Source organism: Streptomyces canarius, assembly GCF_014650735.1.
GTDB classification, from domain to species: domain Bacteria; phylum Actinomycetota; class Actinomycetes; order Streptomycetales; family Streptomycetaceae; genus Streptomyces; species Streptomyces olivaceoviridis.
Genome location: NZ_BMVN01000004.1, coordinates 333,177 through 350,472, shown reverse-complemented (window position 1 = coordinate 350,472; position 17,296 = coordinate 333,177). Strand labels below are relative to the sequence as shown.

The following is a 17,296-nucleotide window of genomic DNA, read 5'->3' as shown; positions in this document are numbered from 1 at the left end:
ATGACGGACCGTAAGACCGAACTCGCCGCGAACCTGGCGAAAGTGGAAGAGCGCATCACCGCCGCGTGCGCGGCGGCCGGGCGCGCGCGGGAGGAAGTGACCCTGATCGTGGTCACCAAGACCTATCCGGCGAGCGACGTGCGGATCCTGTCGGAACTCGGTGTGCGCCACGTCGCCGAGAACCGCGACCAGGACGCGGCCCCGAAGGCCGCCGCCTGTGCGGATCTGCCCCTGAAGTGGCACTTTGTCGGTCAGTTGCAGACCAACAAGGTGCGTTCCGTGGTCGGTTACGCCGATGTCGTGCAGTCGGTCGACCGTTCGCGGCTCGTCGCCGCGCTGTCGAAGGAGGCGGTGCGGGCGGAGCGCGAGGTGGGCTGTCTCATCCAGGTCGCGCTCGACGCCGGAGCGAGCGGCAGGGGCGAACGCGGTGGCGTGGGCCCGGAGGGAATCGAAGAGTTGGCCGACCTCGTCGCCGAGGCACCCGGGCTGCGGCTCGACGGTCTGATGACCGTCGCTCCGCTCACCGGGGAGTACGCGGGACGCGAACAGGCGGCGTTCGAGCGCCTGGTGGTTTTGTCGACTGACCTGCGCCAGGCTCATCCGGCTGCAACCATGGTGTCGGCAGGGATGAGCGCGGACCTCGAACAGGCCGTGGCCGCCGGGGCGACACATGTGCGCGTCGGCACCGCGGTACTCGGAGTCCGCCCCAGGCTCGGGTAACGTCGCCAGGAAGTCGGACCACAGCAGAAAATATGGTCAGTGCGCGCCAAGACGGGCACAACGACCACGTGGATCGCGGGCACTTGGCAGTCGTCAGTCGATCCACCACAGAGCGGAGGACTCAGAGCATGGCCGGCGCGATGCGCAAGATGGCGGTCTACCTCGGCCTCGTGGAGGACGATGGGTACGACGGCCGCGGATTCGACCCCGACGACGACTTCGAGCCCGAGTTGGACCCGGAGCCCGAGCGGGACCACCGACGGCACGAGCCGTCGCACCAGTCGCACGGTGCACACCAGTCCCAAAGGGACGAAGAGGTGCGAATCGTACAACCGCCCGCGCCTCGCGAACCGGTGGCCCGTTCGACTTCGCTCGCCGCGGAATCCGGACGTCCGGCGCGGATCGCGCCCGTGGCATCCATCACACAAGAACGTCAGTCCCTGGAGAAGAACGCGCCGGTGATCATGCCCAAGGTCGTGTCGGAACGAGAGCCTTACCGGATCACCACGCTTCACCCTAGGACCTACAACGAGGCCCGTACCATCGGGGAACACTTCCGTGAGGGCACCCCGGTGATCATGAATCTGACTGAGATGGATGACACAGACGCCAAGCGACTTGTCGACTTTGCGGCCGGTTTGGTGTTTGGTCTTCACGGCAGCATCGAGCGGGTGACGCAGAAGGTGTTCCTGTTGTCTCCTGCTAACGTCGATGTCACGGCGGAGGACAAGGCCCGCATCGCAGAGGGCGGGTTCTTCAACCAGAGCTGAGACGTACGACCGGATCGAAGCACGGAAGAGCACGGAACAGGGGAGAGGGAACCACAGGCCATGAGCGTGTTCGCGCAGGTGATCTACATCGCGCTGATGGTGTTCCTCGTCGTGCTCATCTTCCGGCTGGTCATGGACTACGTTTTCCAGTTCGCCCGCTCGTGGCAACCCGGCAAGGCGATGGTGGTCGTACTGGAGGCCACCTACACTGTCACCGATCCACCGCTGAAGCTTCTGCGGCGGTTCATCCCGCCGCTGCGTCTCGGGGGCGTGGCGCTCGACCTGTCCTTCTTCGTACTGATGATCATCGTCTACATTCTCATCGCCGTCGCGCGGAGCTTCGTGACATGAGGATGGGGACGATCCGGTCTTGCCGACTGCCGATGACTACGTTGAGGTGAAGAGATGCCGTTGACCCCCGAGGACGTGCGGAACAAGCAGTTCACGACCGTCCGCCTCCGAGAAGGCTATGACGAGGACGAGGTCGATGCCTTCCTCGACGAGGTCGAAGCCGAACTGACGCGTCTGCTCCGCGAGAACGAGGACCTGCGCGCCAAGCTGGCCGCGGCCACCCGTGCCGCCGCGCAGAACCAGCAGAACGCGCGCAAGCCCCCGGAGCAGGACCAGCAACAGCAGCAGCACCAGCAGCAGCAGGGCATGCGAGGTCCCGGCGCTCCGGTGCCCGCCGGGATATCGGGCCCGCCGCAGCAGCAGATGGGTGGCCCCATGGGTGGTCCGCCCCAGCTGCCGAGCGGTGCCCCGCAGCTGCCCGCCGGCCCCGGCGGTCAGGGCGGCCCGCAGGGTCCCGGCCCGATGGGCCAGGGTCCGATGGGTCAGGGTCCGATGGGTCAGGGCCCGATGGGCGGACAGCCGCCCATGCAGCAGCAGATGGGCGGCCCGATGGGCGGTCCCATGGGTGGCCCCATGGGCGGTCCGATGGGCGGCCCCGGTCAGGGCCCCGGTGGCGACAGCGCCGCCCGTGTCCTCTCGCTGGCCCAGCAGACCGCCGACCAGGCGATCGCCGAGGCCCGCTCCGAGGCCAACAAGATCGTCGGCGAGGCCCGCAGCCGCGCCGAGGGTCTGGAGCGTGACGCCCGTGCCAAGGCCGACGCCCTGGAGCGGGACGCGCAGGAGAAGCACCGCGTTGCCATGGGCTCCCTGGAGTCCGCCCGCGCCACGCTGGAGCGCAAGGTCGAGGACCTGCGCGGCTTCGAGCGCGAGTACCGCACGCGCCTGAAGTCGTACCTGGAGTCGCAGCTGCGTCAGCTGGAGACCCAGGCCGACGACTCGCTGGCCCCGCCGCGCACCCCGGCCGCCGCGTCCCTGCCGCCGTCCCCGGCGCCCTCCATGGCCCCGGCCGGCGCGAGCGCACCGTCCTACGGCGGTAACCAGACGATGGGCGGCAACCCCTCGCCGTCCGCCCCGTCGTACGGCGGTCAGCAGCAGATGACCCCGGCCATGACCCAGCCCATGGCCCCGGTCCGCCCGCAGGGCCCGTCCCCGATGGGTCAGGCTCCCTCGCCGATGCGTGGGTTCCTGATCGACGAGGACGACAACTGAGCACCGGGCACCAGTACGACAACGACGTCGGCAGCGTCTGATAGGGCGGGCCCCCCGGACTTCGGTCCTGGGGGCCCGCCCTTTTTACGCGGGTTGCATGCGGACGGAACCATGAACGAAGGGCCCGGCCTCCCTGGGGGAGACCGGGCCCTTCCTCGAACCGCTCGGCGCTTACGCCTTGCGCAGCCGGAACGTGAGGGACAGCCCCTCGTCGGTGAACGGCTCACCGAAGCTGTCGTCGGCCTCGCCCTGGCCGAAGTCGGTCGACAGGACCTCGTCGGCGATCAGCCCCGCGTGCTCGATGAGGGCCGCGACCACAGCCGGGTCCGTGGACGTCCAGCGCAGCGCGATGCGGTCGGCGACATCCAGTCCGCTGTTCTTGCGGGCCTCCTGGATCAGCCGGATCGCGTCACGGGCCAGGCCCGCCTGCCGCAGCTCCTCGGTGATCTCCAGGTCCAGCGCCACCGTGGCACCGGAGTCGGAGGCCACCGACCAGCCCTCGCGCGGGGTCTCCGTGATGATCACCTCGTCCGGAGCGAGGGCGACCGTCTCACCGTCGACCTCCACGGAGGCCGTGCCCTCGCGCAGGGCGAGGGACAGCGCGGCGGCGTCGGCGGCGGCGATCGCCTTCGCCACGTCCTGCACCCGCTTGCCGAACCGCTTGCCGAGCGCCCGGAAGTTGGCCTTCGCGGTCGTGTCGACCAGGCTGCCGCCGACCTCGCTGAGCGACGCCAGTCCCTCGACGTTCAGCTCCTCCGTGATCTGCGCGTGCAGCTCCCGGTCCAGGGCCTCGAACCCGCTCGCCGCGATCAGCGCCCGCGACAGCGGCTGACGCGTCTTGACACCGGACTCCGCGCGCGTGGCACGGCCCAGCTCCACCAGCCGGCGGACCAGGACCATCTGCTTCGACAGCTCCGGGTCGATCGACGACAGGTCCGCCTGCGGCCAGGTGGCCAGGTGCACGGACTCCGGCGCGCCCGGGGTGACCGGAACGACCATGTCCTGCCACACCTGCTCGGTGATGAACGGGGTGATCGGCGCCATCAGCTTGGTGACCGTCTCCAGCACCTCGTGCAGCGTGCGCAGCGCGGCCTTGTCGCCCTGCCAGAAACGGCGGCGGGAACGGCGGACGTACCAGTTCGACAGGTCGTCGACGAACGCGGACAGCAGCTTGCCGGCGCGCTGGGTGTCGTACGCCTCCAGTGCCTGCGTCACCTGGTCGGTGAGCGCGTGCAGTTCGGACAGCAGCCAGCGGTCCAGCACCGGCCGCTCGGCCGGCGCCGGGTCCGCCGCGGACGGCGCCCAGTTCGACGTACGGGCGTACAGGGCCTGGAAGGCGACCGTGTTCCAGTAGGTCAGCAGCGTCTTGCGGACGACCTCCTGGATGGTGCCGTGGCCCACCCGGCGCGCCGCCCACGGGGAGCCGCCGGCCGCCATGAACCAGCGCACCGCGTCCGCGCCGTGCTGGTCCATGAGCGGGATCGGCTGGAGGATGTTGCCCAGGTGCTTGGACATCTTGCGGCCGTCCTCGGCCAGGATGTGGCCCAGGCAGACGACGTTCTCGTACGACGACTGGTCGAAGACGAGCGTGCCGACGGCCATCAGCGTGTAGAACCAGCCACGGGTCTGGTCGATCGCCTCGGAGATGAACTGCGCTGGGTACCGGCTCTCGAACAGCTCCTTGTTCTTGTACGGGTAGCCCCACTGCGCGAACGGCATCGAGCCCGAGTCGTACCAGGCGTCGATGACCTCCGGCACGCGCGTGGCCGTCGCGCCGCAGCCCTCGTGCGGGCAGGCGAAGGTGACCTCGTCGATGTACGGGCGGTGCGGGTCGAGGCCCGACTGGTCGGTGCCGGTCAGCTCGCTCAGCTCGGTGAGGGAGCCGACGCAGGTGAGGTGGTCCTCCTCGCAGCGCCAGATCGGCAGCGGGGTGCCCCAGTAGCGGTTGCGGGACAGCGCCCAGTCGATGTTGTTGTTCAGCCAGTCGCCGTACCGGCCGTGCTTGACCGTCTCCGGGAACCAGTTGGTCTTCTCGTTCTCCTGGATGAGCCGGTCCTTGATGGCCGTCGTGCGGATGTACCAGGAGGGCTGTGCGTAGTAGAGCAGCGCGGTGTGGCAGCGCCAGCAGTGCGGGTAGCTGTGTTCGTACGGCAGGTGCTTGAACAACAGGCCGCGCTGGTTCAGGTCCTCGGTGAGCTGTTCGTCCGCCTTCTTGAAGAAGACGCCGCCGACCAGCGGGACGTCCTCCTCGAAGGTGCCGTCCGGGCGGACCGGGTTCACGACCGGCAGGCCGTAGGAGCGGCAGACCTTGAGGTCGTCCTCACCGAAGGCCGGGGACTGGTGCACCAGGCCCGTACCGTCGTCGGTGGTGACGTACTCGGCGTTCACGACGAAGTGCGCCGGGGCCGGGAACTCCACCAGCTCGAACGGGCGTTGGTACGTCCAGCGCTCCATCTCGGCACCGGTGAAGGTCTGGCCCGTGGTCTCCCAGCCCTCGCCGAGCGCCTTGCCGACCAGCGGCTCGGCGACGACGAGCTTCTCCTCGCCGTCGGTGGCGACCACGTAGGTCACCTCCGGGTGCGCGGCGACCGCCGTGTTGGACACCAGGGTCCAGGGGGTCGTCGTCCACACCAGGAGGGCGGCCTGGCCGGCGAGCGGACCGGAGGTGAGCGGGAATCGGACGTACACCGACGGGTCGACGACCGTCTCGTAGCCCTGCGCCAGCTCGTGGTCGGACAGGCCGGTGCCGCAGCGCGGGCACCAGGGGGCGACCCGGTAGTCCTGGGTGAGGAGCCCCTTGTCGAAGATCTGCTTCAGCGACCACCACACCGACTGCACGTAGTCGGGGTCCATGGTCCGGTAGGCGTCGTCCAGGTCGACCCAGTAGCCCATGCGGGTCGTCAGCTCGGCGAACGCGTCGGTGTGCCGGGTCACGGACTCGCGGCACTTGGCGTTGAACTCGGCGATGCCGTACGCCTCGATGTCCGGTTTGCCGGAGAAGCCCAGCTCCTTCTCGACGGCCAGCTCGACGGGCAGGCCGTGGCAGTCCCAGCCCGCCTTGCGGGCCACGTGGTAGCCGCGCATGGTGCGGAAGCGGGGGAAGACGTCCTTGAAGACGCGGGCCTCGATGTGGTGGGCGCCGGGCATGCCGTTCGCGGTGGGCGGGCCCTCGTAGAACACCCATTCCGGGCGGCCCTCGGACTGCTCCAGGCTCTTGGCGAAGATCTTCTGCTCGCGCCAGAAGTCGAGCACGGCGTGCTCAAGAGCGGGCAGGTCGACCTGTGCGGGCACCTGGCGGTACGTCGGCGCTGTCATCTGCGAGCATCCTCCAACGGACTTGCTGCCTTCCGTCGGAGGGACGAGAGCCTTCGTTCCTGTCTACGCCGTGTGCGGCGCGCTCCCGCGGTACCACCCTCCTTGGCTCCCCGCCACGCCGTACGCGCCGGTGAGCCCCCTCATTGGGGTCGCGAAGCCGGTTCTACTCGCCGCGGCCCTGCGGCTGCGGCTTTCTTCCGGCGGCTCCGGGGTGATCTTCACGTCGCGCTCGCCCCCGGGCTCACACCGTCCCCGGGTCGCTCTGGGCTGCGTACGCCGCTACTCGTCCCCATCCACGCTTCTCGCTCCGCCCAGTGTACGGCGCCGCGCGGACAGCGGCGGACCGGTTTTCCGCGCGGCGGGGGCGGGGCCCTCCGACCGGGCCGTATGACCCGAATGGCGAGGGGAGCGGGCGCCGGGGTCGCCGCGGGTCCGGCCCGGCGGATTACCCGGCGGGGAGCTGGGCACAACGGATGCATGCCCGTGGCTCGGGGGGTGCGGGCGGGCGAATCGGGCGGTGTGCCCCGTTGCCGCGGGACTCAAGTCGATTTATCGTCCCAGCACGATTCGCGAGCAAGATCACAATATGTGAAGGGGCCGCGGCCATGGTGGCGAAGAAGACCGCCGTACAGCAGCCGGCGACCGGGAAGACCGGCGCGAGGCCTGCCACCGAGAAGACGGCCCCGGGCAGGACGGCCGCCACGGAGACGGCTGCCACGAAGGCGGTGGCCGAGAAGGTGGTGGCCACGAAAGCGGTGGGCGCCAAGGCGGTCGTCGGCAGGAAATCGGCCGCTACGGGGAAGGTCGCGAAGAAGACGGCTGAGAAGAAGGCCGCCGGGAAGAACGCTGCTGCGAAGAAGGCGGCGGTGAAGGAAACTGCCGGCAGGACGGCCGCGAAGGAGGACGTGGGCACCAAGGCGGTCGCCAGGAGGCCGGCCACCAGGGCGACGGCGGCCGACCGGACGGCCGCCGGCAGGACGGTCGGCAAGAAGTCGGCCGCGAAGGCCGTCAACGCCGTGAAGGACGCCGTGAAGGAGGCGGCTGGGAAGGACGCGGCGGCCGGGAGGACGGCCGTGGCGGAGAAGTCCGCGATGAGCCAAACGGCCGCCGGGGAGACGGTGGTCAGGGAAACGGCCGGCAAGAAGGCCGTCGCCAAGAAGGCCGCCCCCAGGAAGGCCGCGGCCGAGAAGGCCGCGGTGAGGGAGACGGCCGACAAGAGCACGACCAAGGACGCGGGCGCGGCGCGGGCCGCGAAGCAGACGGGAGCCACGACGGTGGTTGCGAAGAAGACTCCTGGCACGGCCACGGCGGAGCAGTCCGCCGTTCCCAAGGCGCGGCTCGGCGCGGTGGAGCCCGGCGAACTGGCGGTACGCCCCGGCGAGGATCCCTGGACCGCGGAAGAGGTCGACGAGGCCCGCGCGGAGTTGCAGTCCGAGATGGAGCGGCTGCGGGAGGAGATCAGCTCGTCCGAGGCGTCCCTGGTCGGCCTGATGCGGGACTCCGGGGACGGCGCCGGCGACGACCAGGCCGACACCGGCACCAAGAACATCACGCGCGAGCACGAGCTGGCGCTGGCCGCCAACGCGCGCGAGATGCTCGTCCAGACCGAGCGTGCCCTGGAACGGCTCGACGCGGGTACCTACGGCCTGTGCGAGAACTGCGGCAAGCCCATCGGGAAGGCCCGGATGCAGGCGTTCCCGAGGGCCACGCTGTGCGTGGAGTGCAAGCAGAAGCAGGAACGCCGCTCCTGAGCGTGAGGGGGCCCTCAGGGCGTGCCGTAGTCTCGTGCTCAGTCAGGCACCTAGGTTGAGGGACTCACGTGGCAGAGGCGGAGCGGATCATCGGTACGCCGGACACCCCGGACGACGACGGCGAGCACACGGCGGCGGCCGGGGCACCCGCCGGCACCGGCGCGGTCGGTGCGTCCGGGGAAGCCGGCGCGTCCGGCGCGGGCGGGCAGGGGACCACGGCGGGGCGGACCGGCCGGGGGCGCCGGATCGCCGTGCTGTTCGCGGTGGCCGTGTTCGCGTACGCCCTGGACCTGATCAGCAAGATGCTCGTCGTGTCCCGTCTGGAGGGGCACGCGCCCATCCAGGTCGTCGGTGACCTGCTGGAGCTGCACGCGATCCGCAACCCGGGTGCCGCCTTCGGGTTCGGCGCGGCCTTCACGGTGATCTTCACGCTGATCGCCGCGGCCGTGATCGTCGTGATCATCCGCCTGGCCCGCAAGCTGTACAGCTTCCCGTGGGCGGTCGCGCTCGGCCTGCTGCTCGGCGGCGCGCTCGGCAACCTCACCGACCGGATCTTCCGGGCGCCGGGCGTCTTCGAGGGCGAGGTGGTGGACTTCATCGCGCCCAAGGGGTTCGCGGTGTTCAACCTCGCCGACTCGGCCATCGTCTGCGGCGGCATCCTGATCGTGCTGCTGTCCTTCCGCGGCCTGGACCCGGACGGCACGGTCCACAAGGACTGACCCCGGGGTCCGTCCGGGTTTTCCACAGGCTCGTGCGGAGCCGTCCGGCCCGTCCGGCATACTCGACGGGTGAGCACGATTCCCGAGATCCGTACCCTGCCCGTGCCCGACGGCCTGGAGGGCGAGCGCGTCGACGCCGCCATCTCCCGCATGTTCGGCTTCTCCCGCACGAAGGCGGCGGAGCTGGCCGCGGCCGGCAAGGTGCAGGTCGACGGCGCGGTGGTCGGCAAGTCCGAGCGGGTGCGCGGCGGCGCCTGGCTCGAGGTCGAGATGCCGCAGGCGCCCGCGCCGGTGCAGGTGGTCGCCGAGCCGGTCGAGGGCATGGAGATCGTGCACGACGACGATGACGTGGTCGTGATCGTCAAGCCGGTCGGCGTGGCCGCGCACCCGTCGCCGGGCTGGTCCGGCCCGACCGTCATCGGCGGTCTCGCCGCCGCGGGGTACCGGATCTCCACCTCCGGCGCCGCCGAGCGCCAGGGCATCGTGCACCGCCTGGACGTCGGCACGTCGGGCCTGATGGTGGTCGCCAAGTCGGAGTACGCGTACACCTCGCTCAAGCGCCAGTTCAAGGAGCGCACGGTCGACAAGCGCTACCACACCCTGGTCCAGGGCCACCCGGACCCGACGAGCGGCACCATCGACGCCCCGATCGGCCGCCACCCGAACCACGACTACAAGTGGGCGGTCACGGCCGACGGCAAGCCCTCGGTGACCCACTACGACCTCATCGAGGCCTTCCGCGCCGCCTCCCTGCTGGACGTCAAGCTGGAGACGGGCCGCACCCACCAGATCCGCGTCCACATGGCCGCCCACCGCCACCCGTGCGTCGGCGACCTCACCTACGGTGCCGACCCCACCCTCGCCAAGCGGCTGCGCCTGACCCGCCAGTGGCTGCACGCCGTACGCCTCGGCTTCGAGCACCCCGGCGACGGCTCCTGGGTGGAGTTCGAGAGCGACTACCCCGAGGACCTTCAGCAGGCCCTCGACCAGGTGCGGGAGGAGACATGGGCGTGAGCCCCGCCTACACCGTCCGGGTCGCCGAGGACCCCGCCGACCGCGAGGCCTGCTTCGCGGTCCGCAAGGAGGTCTTCGTGGCCGAGCAGGGCGTGGCCGAGGACATCGAGTACGACGCCTACGACGCCGTGGCCGTCCATGTGCTGGCGGTCCGCGAGGACGGGGTGCCGCTGGGCACCGGGCGCCTGCTGCACGGCGAGGCGGCGGTCGCGAAGACCGGCGGGGACCCGGCGGTGGGCTCGCTGGGCCGGCTCGCCGTCTCCCGGGCGGCCCGTGGGCTCGGCGTCGGCGCGGCCCTGGTGCGCGCCATCGAGGACGCGGCCCGCGCGCGTGGCCTCACGGCGGTGGACCTGCACGCGCAGACCCACGCCCTGGGTTTCTACGAGCGGCTCGGCTACGAGGCGTACGGCCCCGAGTTCCCGGACGCGGGCATACCGCACCGGGCGATGCGCCGGGCCCTGTAGCCGGGGGAGCCGCCGCCGGTCGCGCGACTTTGCGCCGGGGTGCGCGGGCGCCAAGGCGTCGGTACGCCGGGTCGCGGGCGTCGTGGCAGGCTTGAGGTCTGCCGTGTGATCGTCGACTCCCGGAGCGCCGTCCGTGGATCAGCTGGCTCTGTTGTTCGTCCTTCTGCTCGGGGCCCTGGTGAGCGTCCCGGTGGGGGACCGGTTCGGGGTGCCGGCGCCGGTACTGATGACCCTGTTCGGCGGCGTCCTGGCCGTGGCCGAATTCGTGCCCAACGTGGACATCCCGCCGGACCTGATCCTGCCCGGCCTGCTGCCACCGCTGCTCTACGCCGCCGTCCGCCGGACCTCCTGGCGGCAGTTCGCGGCCAACCTCCGGCCGATCTTCCTGCTGGCCGTGGCCCTGGTGTTCGTCACGACGGTGTGCGTCGCGTTCGTCGCCAACGCGATCGTGCCGGGGCTGCCGATCGCCGCCGCCGTCGCGCTGGGTGCCCTGATCGCGCCGCCCGACCCGGTCGCCGCGACCAGCGTCGCCGGACAGCTCGGGCTGCCGCGCCGCCTGGTGTCGATCCTGGAGGGCGAGGGCCTCTTCAACGACGTCACCGCCATCGTGCTGTACCACGTGGCCATCGCCGCGGCCGTGAGCGGTGCGTTCTCGCCCTGGCGGGCCGGTCTGGACCTGGTGCTGTCCGCCGTCGTCGCGGTGGCCGTGGGCCTGGTGCTGGGCTGGGGCGCGAACAAGCTGATGGACCTGCTCGGCGATCCGACCCTCCAGATCGGCATGACCCTGCTGGTGCCGTACGCCTCCTACGTGCTCGCCGAGAAGCTGCACGGCTCGGGGGTGCTCGCGGTGCTGACCACGGCGCTCTTCCTCGCCGAGTACGCCACCGACGCCGACGACGTGATGACCCGGCTCGCCGGCCACACCTTCTGGGACATCATCGACACGCTCGTCACGGGCGTCGCCTTCGGACTCATCGGACTGGAGCTGCACAACGCCATCCGCACGGCCCAGGGGCGGTGGGGCGAGATGCTCGGCTGGGCGGCGGCCGTCGTGGGCGTGGTGGTCGTCGTACGGCTGCTGTGGCTGCTGCCGGCGACCTGGCTGACCAAGCGGCTGCACGCCCGCCGGGACTACGACGAGGAGATCCCGGTGAGCTGGCGGGAGACCGTCGTGATGTGGTGGTCCGGGATGCGCGGGGTGGCCTCGGTGGCACTGGCGCTGGCCGTGCCGCTCAAGACGGACGCCGGGGCGCCGTTCCCCGACCGGGACGAGATCGTCTTCATCGCCTTCGGGGTGATCGTCGCCACGCTGGTGGTGCAGGGGCTGACGCTGCCCTGGCTGGTGAAGCGGCTCGGGGTGCGGGCCGACTCCGAGCGGGAGAAGGAGTTCGAGAAGGAGCTGGCGGTGCGGGCGGCGAAGGCGGCGAAGCGGCGGCTGCGGGAGATCGAGCAGGTGGAGGAGCTGCCCGAGGAGCTCTCCGAGCAGATGCTGCGGCGGGCCTTCGACATCGGGATCCGGATCAGCCCGGACATGGGCGAGGAGGAGCGGCGGGAGGCGCAGCACCAGCGGGCCAAGCGGCTGAAGCGGGTGCGGCGCATCCAGAACGAGATGCTGAGCGCCGCGCGCCACGAGGTCCTGGCGGCGCGGAGCGAACCGGGGGCGGACCCGGAGATCGTGGACCGGGTGCTCCGGCATCTCGACGTGCGCAGCCTGCGGTGAGTGCCGGGCACCTGCCGTGGAAGCCGCCCTGGGCCAGTCATACGAATGTGGCGACCCTGTGGACAACTCCCGGCGTCGTTCGCCCGACGCTCCTACTCTCGGATCATGACTCGCAACATCGTGATCAGTGGTGGCGGCACGGGCATCGGACTGGCGGCGGCCCGGGCGTTCGCGGCGGACGGGGACCGGGTGCTGTTGCTCGGGCGGCGCGCGGAGGTGCTGGAGAAGGCCGGTGTGCCCGGGGCGCTCACCTACGCGGCGGACCTCGCCGAACCGGGTGACGTCCGCGGTGTCGCGCGGTTCGTCGCCGACGAGCTGGGCACCGTGGACGTGCTCGTGAACAGTGCCGGAGGAGCCGGGTACCTGGAGCCCCCGGCCGGCAGCGACGACCCCCTCGACCGGATCGCCCACAACTGGACGGTCAACTTCCGGCAGAACACCCTGACCGCCGCGCTCCTCACCGAGGCACTGAAGGACCGGCTCGCCGAGCCCGGTGGCCGGGTGCTGTTCCTGAGTTCCATCGCCGCCTACCGGGGCTCGGGCACCGGTGCCTACGCGGCGGCCAAGGCCGGGCTGCACCCGTACGCCCACGACCTGGCGCGGGAGCTGGGTCCGCGTGGCATCACCGTGAACGTGGTGGCCCCGGGGTATGTCGAGGACACCGAGTTCTTCGGCGACACCATGGACGGGGCCCGGCGGGAGAAGCTCATCGCGGACACCTCGACCGGCCGCGCCGGCATACCGGGGGACGTCGCCGAGACCCTGCGCTGGCTGGCCTCGCCCGCCGCCGGGCACGTCACCTCGCAGATCGTCCAGGTGAACGGGGGCGCGGAACGCGGCCGTTGAGCGGCGCGGCCGGCCCCGGCCGGTGACCCGTCAGCCCGGCCGGTGACCGGTCAGCCCCGGCCGGTGCGCGGGAACTCGTAGGCCCTGCGCAGGGACGCGCGGTCGGGGGACGGGACACGGGACGGCGGCAGCACCGACTCCGCGGTGTTCACCCGGGGCAGCGCGTAGGGGTGCTCCGCCGACAGCCAGCTGATCATCTGCTCGCGGACCGTGACCCGTACCGACCAGATGTCGTCGGCGTCCTTCGACGTCACCAGGGCGCGCACCTGGATGGTGTTCGGCGTGGTGTCCGTCACCTGGAGGTTGCACGCACGGCCGTCCCAGGCCGGGCACGCGCGCAGGATGTCCCGCAGCTTCTCGCGCATCGCCTCGATCGGCGCGCTGTGGTCGAGATGCCAGTAGACGATCCCGGTCATCTGCGGGGTGCCACGGGACCAGTTCTCGAAGGGCTTGGAGGTGAAGTACGACACCGGCATGGTGATCCGGCGCTCGTCCCAGGTCCGTACCGTCAGAAAGGTCAGGGTGATCTCCTCGACCGTGCCCCACTCGCCGTCGACCACGACGGTGTCGCCTATGCGCACCATGTCGCCGAAGGCGATCTGGAGCCCGGCGAACATGTTCGACAGCGTCGACTGGGCGGCGACACCGGCGATGGCGGCGATGATGCCCGCCGAAGCCAGCAGGGAGGCGCCCGCCGCGCGCATCGCCGGGAACGTCAGCAGCATCGACGAGACGGCCACGACGATGACGATCGCGGACACCACCCGCATGATCAGCTCCACCTGCGTGCGCACCCGGCGCACCCGGGCCGCATCGCGGTGGACGCGGGCGTAGCGGCTGTAGGTGGTCTCGACGATCGCCGCGGCGATCCGGATCACCAGCCAGGCGGCCGAGCCGATCAGCACCAGTGTCAGCGTCCGGCCGATGCCGACCTGGTGGCGCTCCAGCAGCTTCGCCTGGTCGTACGACCCGCGCAGCAGAGCGGCGCACAGGACGAGCTGGTAGGGGATGCGGGCACGGCGCAGCAGCCCCCACAGGGGGGTGTCGTGGTCGCGTTCGTCGGCCTTGCACAGCAGCCGGTCGGTGCCCCAGCCGATGGCCAGGGTCAGCAGTACCGTGCCGCCGAGCACGATCAGTGGGCGGAGTACGTTCTCCATGCCTCCGCTCCTAACCGGAGTGCGCAGTGCATGAACATGTGAGTTCGGCGCGATCCTGGGTACGGCGGCACCGGCACTGCCGGAGCCGGCTGGCACCATGGCCTCATGAACATCATGCTCTTTCACTCGACCTACGGGCTCAGGCCCGCGGTGCGCGAGGCCGCGGACCGGCTGCGCGCGGCGGGCCACGAGGTGTGGACGCCGGACCTCTTCGAGGGGCGGACGTTCGACACCGTCGAGGAGGGCATGGAGTTCAAGGAGCGGATCGGCAAGGAGGAGCTGCTCAAGCGGGCCGTGCTGGCGGCGGCGCCGTACTCGGACCGCGGGCTGGTGTACGCGGGGTTCTCGCTCGGCGCCTCCGTGGCCCAGACCCTGGCCCTCGGCGACGACAAGGCGCGCGGGCTGCTGCTCCTGCACGGCACCTCGGACATCGCGCCGAACGCGCACGTGGACGAGCTGCCGGTGCAACTGCACGTGGCCGAGCCGGACCCGTTCGAGACGGACGACTGGCTGAGCGCCTGGTATTTGCAGATGGGCCGGGCGGGCGCCGACGTGGAGGTCTACCGGTACGCCGGGGCCGGGCACCTCTACACCGACCCCGGGCTGCCGGACTACGACGCGGAGGCCGCCGAGGCCACCTGGCGGGTGGCGCTCGGCTTCCTCGAATCGCTCGGCTGAGCGCTCGCGCCCGGACGGTCACACCGGGTCGTAGGTCCGCTCGACCTTCTGCGTGCCGCTGCGGGTGCGGTAGGAACGCACCCAGCTGGAGGTGGCGTTCGCGTCGGTGCGGTCGGACAGCGCGTAGTAGTCCATCTGCGCGCGGTCCGCGGTGATGTCGAGCACGCCGTAGCCGTGCCGGTCGGTGTCCACCCAGTGGACGTGCCGGTTGGCGGCCTTGATGACCGGCGCGGCGATCGCCGAGACCGTGCCCTCGGGCACCTTCACGATGTCGTCCAGGTTGTCGGAGGTCACCGAGGTCACCACGAACTCGGTGGCCGCCGACGCCGACAGCGGGTAGGTGCCCGCGTCCACCGGGACGTCGTTGGCCCACGCCATGTGGATGTCACCGGTCAGGAAGACGGTGTTGCCGATGGCGTTGGAGCGCAGGTGGGCCAGCAGTTCGCGGCGGTCGTCGGTGTAGCCGTCCCACTGGTCGGTGTTGGCGGCGATGCCCTCCTGCGGCAGTCCGAGCAGCTTGGCGAGCGGCTTGAACAGGTCGGCGGAGAGGGAGCCGAAGGAGAACGGCGAGATCATCACCGAGTTGCCGACCAGCCGCCACCTGGTGTCGGAGGCCTTCAGACCGGCCTTCAGCCAGTCGAGCTGGGCGCGCCCGGTGAGCGTGCGGTCCGGATCGTCCACCGAGCCGCTGGCCGTGGACGCCTGCTGGGAGCGGAAGGAACGCAGGTCCAGCAGGGAGAGGTCGGCGAGTTTGCCGAAGCGCAGCCGGCGGTAGGTGGTGCCCGCGACGGCCGGGCGGACCGGCATCCACTCGAAGTACGCCTGCTTCGCGGCGGCCTGACGGGCCGCCCAGGTGCCCTCGGCGCCCTCGGTGTGGTTGACGGCGCCGCCCGACCAGGCGTTGTCGGCGAACTCGTGGTCGTCCCAGATGGCGACGACCGGTGCCTTCAGGTGCAGGGCCTGGAGGTCGGGGTCGGTCTTGTACCTGGCGTGCCGGATCCGGTAGTCGGCGAGGGTGAGGATCTCGCCCGCGGGCGCGTGCGGGCGGACGACCGTGCCCCGGGTCCCGTACTCGCCGGACTTGTACTCGTAGATGTAGTCGCCGAGGTGCAGCCAGGCGTCGAGGTCGTTCCGGGCCGCGAGGTGGCGGTAGGCGGAGAAATAGCCGGCCTCCCAGTTGGCGCACGAGACCACGCCGAAGCGCAGGGAGGAGACGTCCGCGTCCGCCGCCGGCGCGGTGCGGGTGCGCGCCACCGGGGAGTCGGTGCCGCCGGCCGAGAAGCGGAACCAGTAGTCGGTGGCCGGTTCCAGGCCGCGGATGTCGGCCTTCACGGTGTGGTCGGAGGCGGCCGTCGCGGTGGTGGAGCCCTTGGCGACGATGCCGGTGAACGCCTTGTCCCTGGCGACGACCCAGCTGACCTCGGTGTCCGGGCCGAGCCCCGAACCAGGTATCGCCTCGGGGACCGGGGTCACCCGGGTCCACAGCAGCACGCCGTCGGGCAGCGGGTCGCCGGAGGCGACACCGTGCAGGAAGGCGGGGGCGTCCGTGGCGGCGCGGGCCGAACTCGCGGCGGCGAGCGGGCCGGCCAGGACGGCGTTCGCCGCCGCGGCCTTGACGACCGTACGGCGGCGGGGCGAAAGCGAACCGAGGCCCTGGGAGGCCTCGGATGATCTGTATCGACTGGTCACGGACGATCAGGTTACTGATCGGTACACGCGAGAGCGGGCGAACTCGGAAAAGTTCGCCCGCTCTTTGACCGATGGTCGGCTCAGCCCTTGAGGGCCGCTTCCAGCGCGGTGTTGAACTCGGCGACCGACATGGGCGCGTTCTTGCCGTCGGAGCCCGTCAGCGTCTTGCCGTCCATCTTCAGGGTCGGGGTGCCCGAGATGCCGTCCTTGTCGAAGATCTTGGACTCCTCCAGCGCCCACCTGTCGTAGGTGCCGTCCTTCACGGCCTTCTGGAACGCCGCGTTGCCCTTCAGCGCGGGGACCGTGTCAGCGATCTCGATCAGGTAGCTGTCGTCCTTGAACTTGTCGGTGGTCTCCTCGGGGTGCCACTTCTTGGAGTACATCGCGGTCTTGTACTCCAGGAAGGCCTCGGGGCTGACGTTGAGCGCGGCGCCCAGGGCGCTGAGCGCGTTCTTGGAGCCCTCGCCGGTGAGGTTCTTGTCGAGGAAGGTGGCACCGACGTACTGGATCTTGAACTTGCCGGCGTCGAGGTCCTTCTTGACGGTCGGGCCGACCGTCTGCTCGAAAACGGCGCAGACCGGGCAGCGCGGGTCCTCGTACATCACGAGGGTCTTCTTGGCGCTGCTCTTGCCGATGACGACCGTCGTGCCGTCCGTGCCCGTGGTGTTGGCCGGCTTGACGAGCTTGTCGTCCTTCGCGGCCTCCCAGTAGGCGGGCTTGTTGTTCTGCACGACGGCGTAGCCTATGCCGCCGGCCGCGGCCAGGACGGCCACGACCGAGGCGGCCACGACGAGCTGCCGCCTGGCCTTGTCGCGCTTGGCCTGCCGCTCGCGCTCCTGGCGCAGCCGCTCCCGGGCCGCCGTCTTCGCCGCCTGGGTGTTCCGCTTGCTCAT

At 70.8% G+C, this 17,296-nt stretch carries 15 protein-coding genes; 11 read left to right on the top strand and 4 right to left on the bottom strand.

Translation table 11 applies throughout. The features are described 5' to 3' along the window. The 4 genes from IE294_RS08550 to IE294_RS08535 all read left to right on the top strand — a co-directional run bounded on the left by IE294_RS08550 (window position 1) and on the right by IE294_RS08535 (window position 3,050). Window positions 1-720 (top strand): YggS family pyridoxal phosphate-dependent enzyme, encoded by a 720-nt coding sequence (locus IE294_RS08550; protein ID WP_189883962.1) that lies wholly within the window; start codon window positions 1-3, stop codon window positions 718-720. 128 nt (window positions 721-848) lie between these two features. Next, a complete protein-coding gene (locus IE294_RS08545) occupies window positions 849-1,490 on the top strand; it encodes a cell division protein SepF (RefSeq protein ID WP_030642042.1) in 642 nt (213 codons plus the stop codon). Between the two features lie 60 nt (window positions 1,491-1,550). Then, the gene (locus IE294_RS08540) at window positions 1,551-1,841 is read left to right on the top strand and encodes a YggT family protein (protein ID WP_189883960.1); all 291 of its coding nucleotides are present in this window, start codon (window positions 1,551-1,553) and stop codon (window positions 1,839-1,841) included. Between the two features lie 54 nt (window positions 1,842-1,895). After that, entirely contained in the window at window positions 1,896-3,050 is a 1,155-nt protein-coding gene (locus IE294_RS08535; RefSeq protein WP_189883958.1) for a DivIVA domain-containing protein, read from the top strand. Between the two features lie 171 nt (window positions 3,051-3,221). On the opposite strand, the gene ileS is transcribed toward IE294_RS08535, so the two are convergent. Next, window positions 3,222-6,365, bottom strand: a complete 3,144-nt coding sequence (ileS, locus tag IE294_RS08530) for an isoleucine--tRNA ligase (protein WP_189883957.1) — start codon at window positions 6,363-6,365, stop codon at window positions 3,222-3,224. A 605-nt stretch (window positions 6,366-6,970) separates the two neighbouring features. Between ileS and IE294_RS08525 the strand changes: the two genes are divergently transcribed. The 6 genes from IE294_RS08525 (at window position 6,971) to IE294_RS08500 (ending at window position 12,879) form a co-directional block, all read left to right on the top strand. Continuing rightward, window positions 6,971-8,116 (top strand): TraR/DksA family transcriptional regulator, encoded by a 1,146-nt coding sequence (locus IE294_RS08525; protein ID WP_189883955.1) that lies wholly within the window; start codon window positions 6,971-6,973, stop codon window positions 8,114-8,116. A gap of 68 nt (window positions 8,117-8,184) precedes the next feature. Then, window positions 8,185-8,835: a signal peptidase II gene (lspA, locus tag IE294_RS08520; protein WP_189883953.1), complete on the top strand. Its 651-nt coding sequence runs from the start codon at window positions 8,185-8,187 to the stop codon at window positions 8,833-8,835. 69 nt (window positions 8,836-8,904) lie between these two features. Beyond that, window positions 8,905-9,849 carry an RluA family pseudouridine synthase gene (locus IE294_RS08515; protein ID WP_189815636.1) on the top strand — a complete coding sequence of 315 codons (945 nt, stop codon included), beginning with the start codon at window positions 8,905-8,907 and terminating at the stop codon, window positions 9,847-9,849. Then, window positions 9,840-10,313, top strand: coding sequence for a GNAT family N-acetyltransferase (locus IE294_RS08510; protein ID WP_189883951.1), 474 nt, complete (start codon window positions 9,840-9,842; stop codon window positions 10,311-10,313). The genes IE294_RS08515 and IE294_RS08510 overlap by 10 nt, the downstream gene beginning before the upstream one ends. A gap of 133 nt (window positions 10,314-10,446) precedes the next feature. Beyond that, window positions 10,447-12,033, top strand: a complete 1,587-nt coding sequence (locus IE294_RS08505) for a Na+/H+ antiporter (protein ID WP_189883949.1) — start codon at window positions 10,447-10,449, stop codon at window positions 12,031-12,033. Between the two features lie 105 nt (window positions 12,034-12,138). Next, window positions 12,139-12,879, top strand: coding sequence for an SDR family NAD(P)-dependent oxidoreductase (locus IE294_RS08500; RefSeq protein WP_189883947.1), 741 nt, complete (start codon window positions 12,139-12,141; stop codon window positions 12,877-12,879). A gap of 50 nt (window positions 12,880-12,929) precedes the next feature. Here the strand turns inward: IE294_RS08500 and IE294_RS08495 are convergent, their stop codons facing one another. After that, on the bottom strand, window positions 12,930-14,036 hold the full coding sequence (locus IE294_RS08495) for a mechanosensitive ion channel family protein (RefSeq protein ID WP_189883945.1): 1,107 nt from the start codon (window positions 14,034-14,036) through the stop codon (window positions 12,930-12,932). Window positions 14,037-14,141: 105 nt separating this feature from the next. On the opposite strand from IE294_RS08495, the gene IE294_RS08490 reads away from it, so the two are divergent. Continuing rightward, window positions 14,142-14,714, top strand: coding sequence for a dienelactone hydrolase family protein (locus IE294_RS08490; RefSeq protein WP_189815631.1), 573 nt, complete (start codon window positions 14,142-14,144; stop codon window positions 14,712-14,714). Window positions 14,715-14,732: 18 nt separating this feature from the next. On the opposite strand, the gene IE294_RS08485 is transcribed toward IE294_RS08490, so the two are convergent. Both IE294_RS08485 and IE294_RS08480 read right to left on the bottom strand, forming a co-directional pair. Further along, entirely contained in the window at window positions 14,733-16,403 is a 1,671-nt protein-coding gene (locus IE294_RS08485) for an alkaline phosphatase D family protein (protein WP_189883943.1), read from the bottom strand. A gap of 80 nt (window positions 16,404-16,483) precedes the next feature. Further along, window positions 16,484-17,296 carry a thioredoxin domain-containing protein gene (locus IE294_RS08480; RefSeq protein ID WP_189883941.1) on the bottom strand — a complete coding sequence of 271 codons (813 nt, stop codon included), beginning with the start codon at window positions 17,294-17,296 and terminating at the stop codon, window positions 16,484-16,486.

Excerpts from the sequence above, each read along its gene's own strand:
- IE294_RS08550 (WP_189883962.1), top strand. The coding sequence starts at position 1 with ATGACGGACCGTAAGACCGAACTCGCCGCGAACCTGGCGAAAGTGGAA.
- IE294_RS08545 (WP_030642042.1), top strand. The coding sequence starts at position 849 with ATGGCCGGCGCGATGCGCAAGATGGCGGTCTACCTCGGCCTCGTGGAG.
- IE294_RS08540 (WP_189883960.1), top strand. The coding sequence starts at position 1,551 with ATGAGCGTGTTCGCGCAGGTGATCTACATCGCGCTGATGGTGTTCCTC.
- IE294_RS08535 (WP_189883958.1), top strand. The coding sequence starts at position 1,896 with ATGCCGTTGACCCCCGAGGACGTGCGGAACAAGCAGTTCACGACCGTC.
- ileS (WP_189883957.1), bottom strand. The coding sequence starts at position 6,365 with ATGACAGCGCCGACGTACCGCCAGGTGCCCGCACAGGTCGACCTGCCC.
- IE294_RS08525 (WP_189883955.1), top strand. The coding sequence starts at position 6,971 with ATGGTGGCGAAGAAGACCGCCGTACAGCAGCCGGCGACCGGGAAGACC.
- IE294_RS08510 (WP_189883951.1), top strand. The coding sequence starts at position 9,840 with ATGGGCGTGAGCCCCGCCTACACCGTCCGGGTCGCCGAGGACCCCGCC.
- IE294_RS08500 (WP_189883947.1), top strand. The coding sequence starts at position 12,139 with ATGACTCGCAACATCGTGATCAGTGGTGGCGGCACGGGCATCGGACTG.
- IE294_RS08495 (WP_189883945.1), bottom strand. The coding sequence starts at position 14,036 with ATGGAGAACGTACTCCGCCCACTGATCGTGCTCGGCGGCACGGTACTG.
- IE294_RS08490 (WP_189815631.1), top strand. The coding sequence starts at position 14,142 with ATGAACATCATGCTCTTTCACTCGACCTACGGGCTCAGGCCCGCGGTG.
- IE294_RS08480 (WP_189883941.1), bottom strand. The coding sequence starts at position 17,296 with ATGAGCAAGCGGAACACCCAGGCGGCGAAGACGGCGGCCCGGGAGCGG.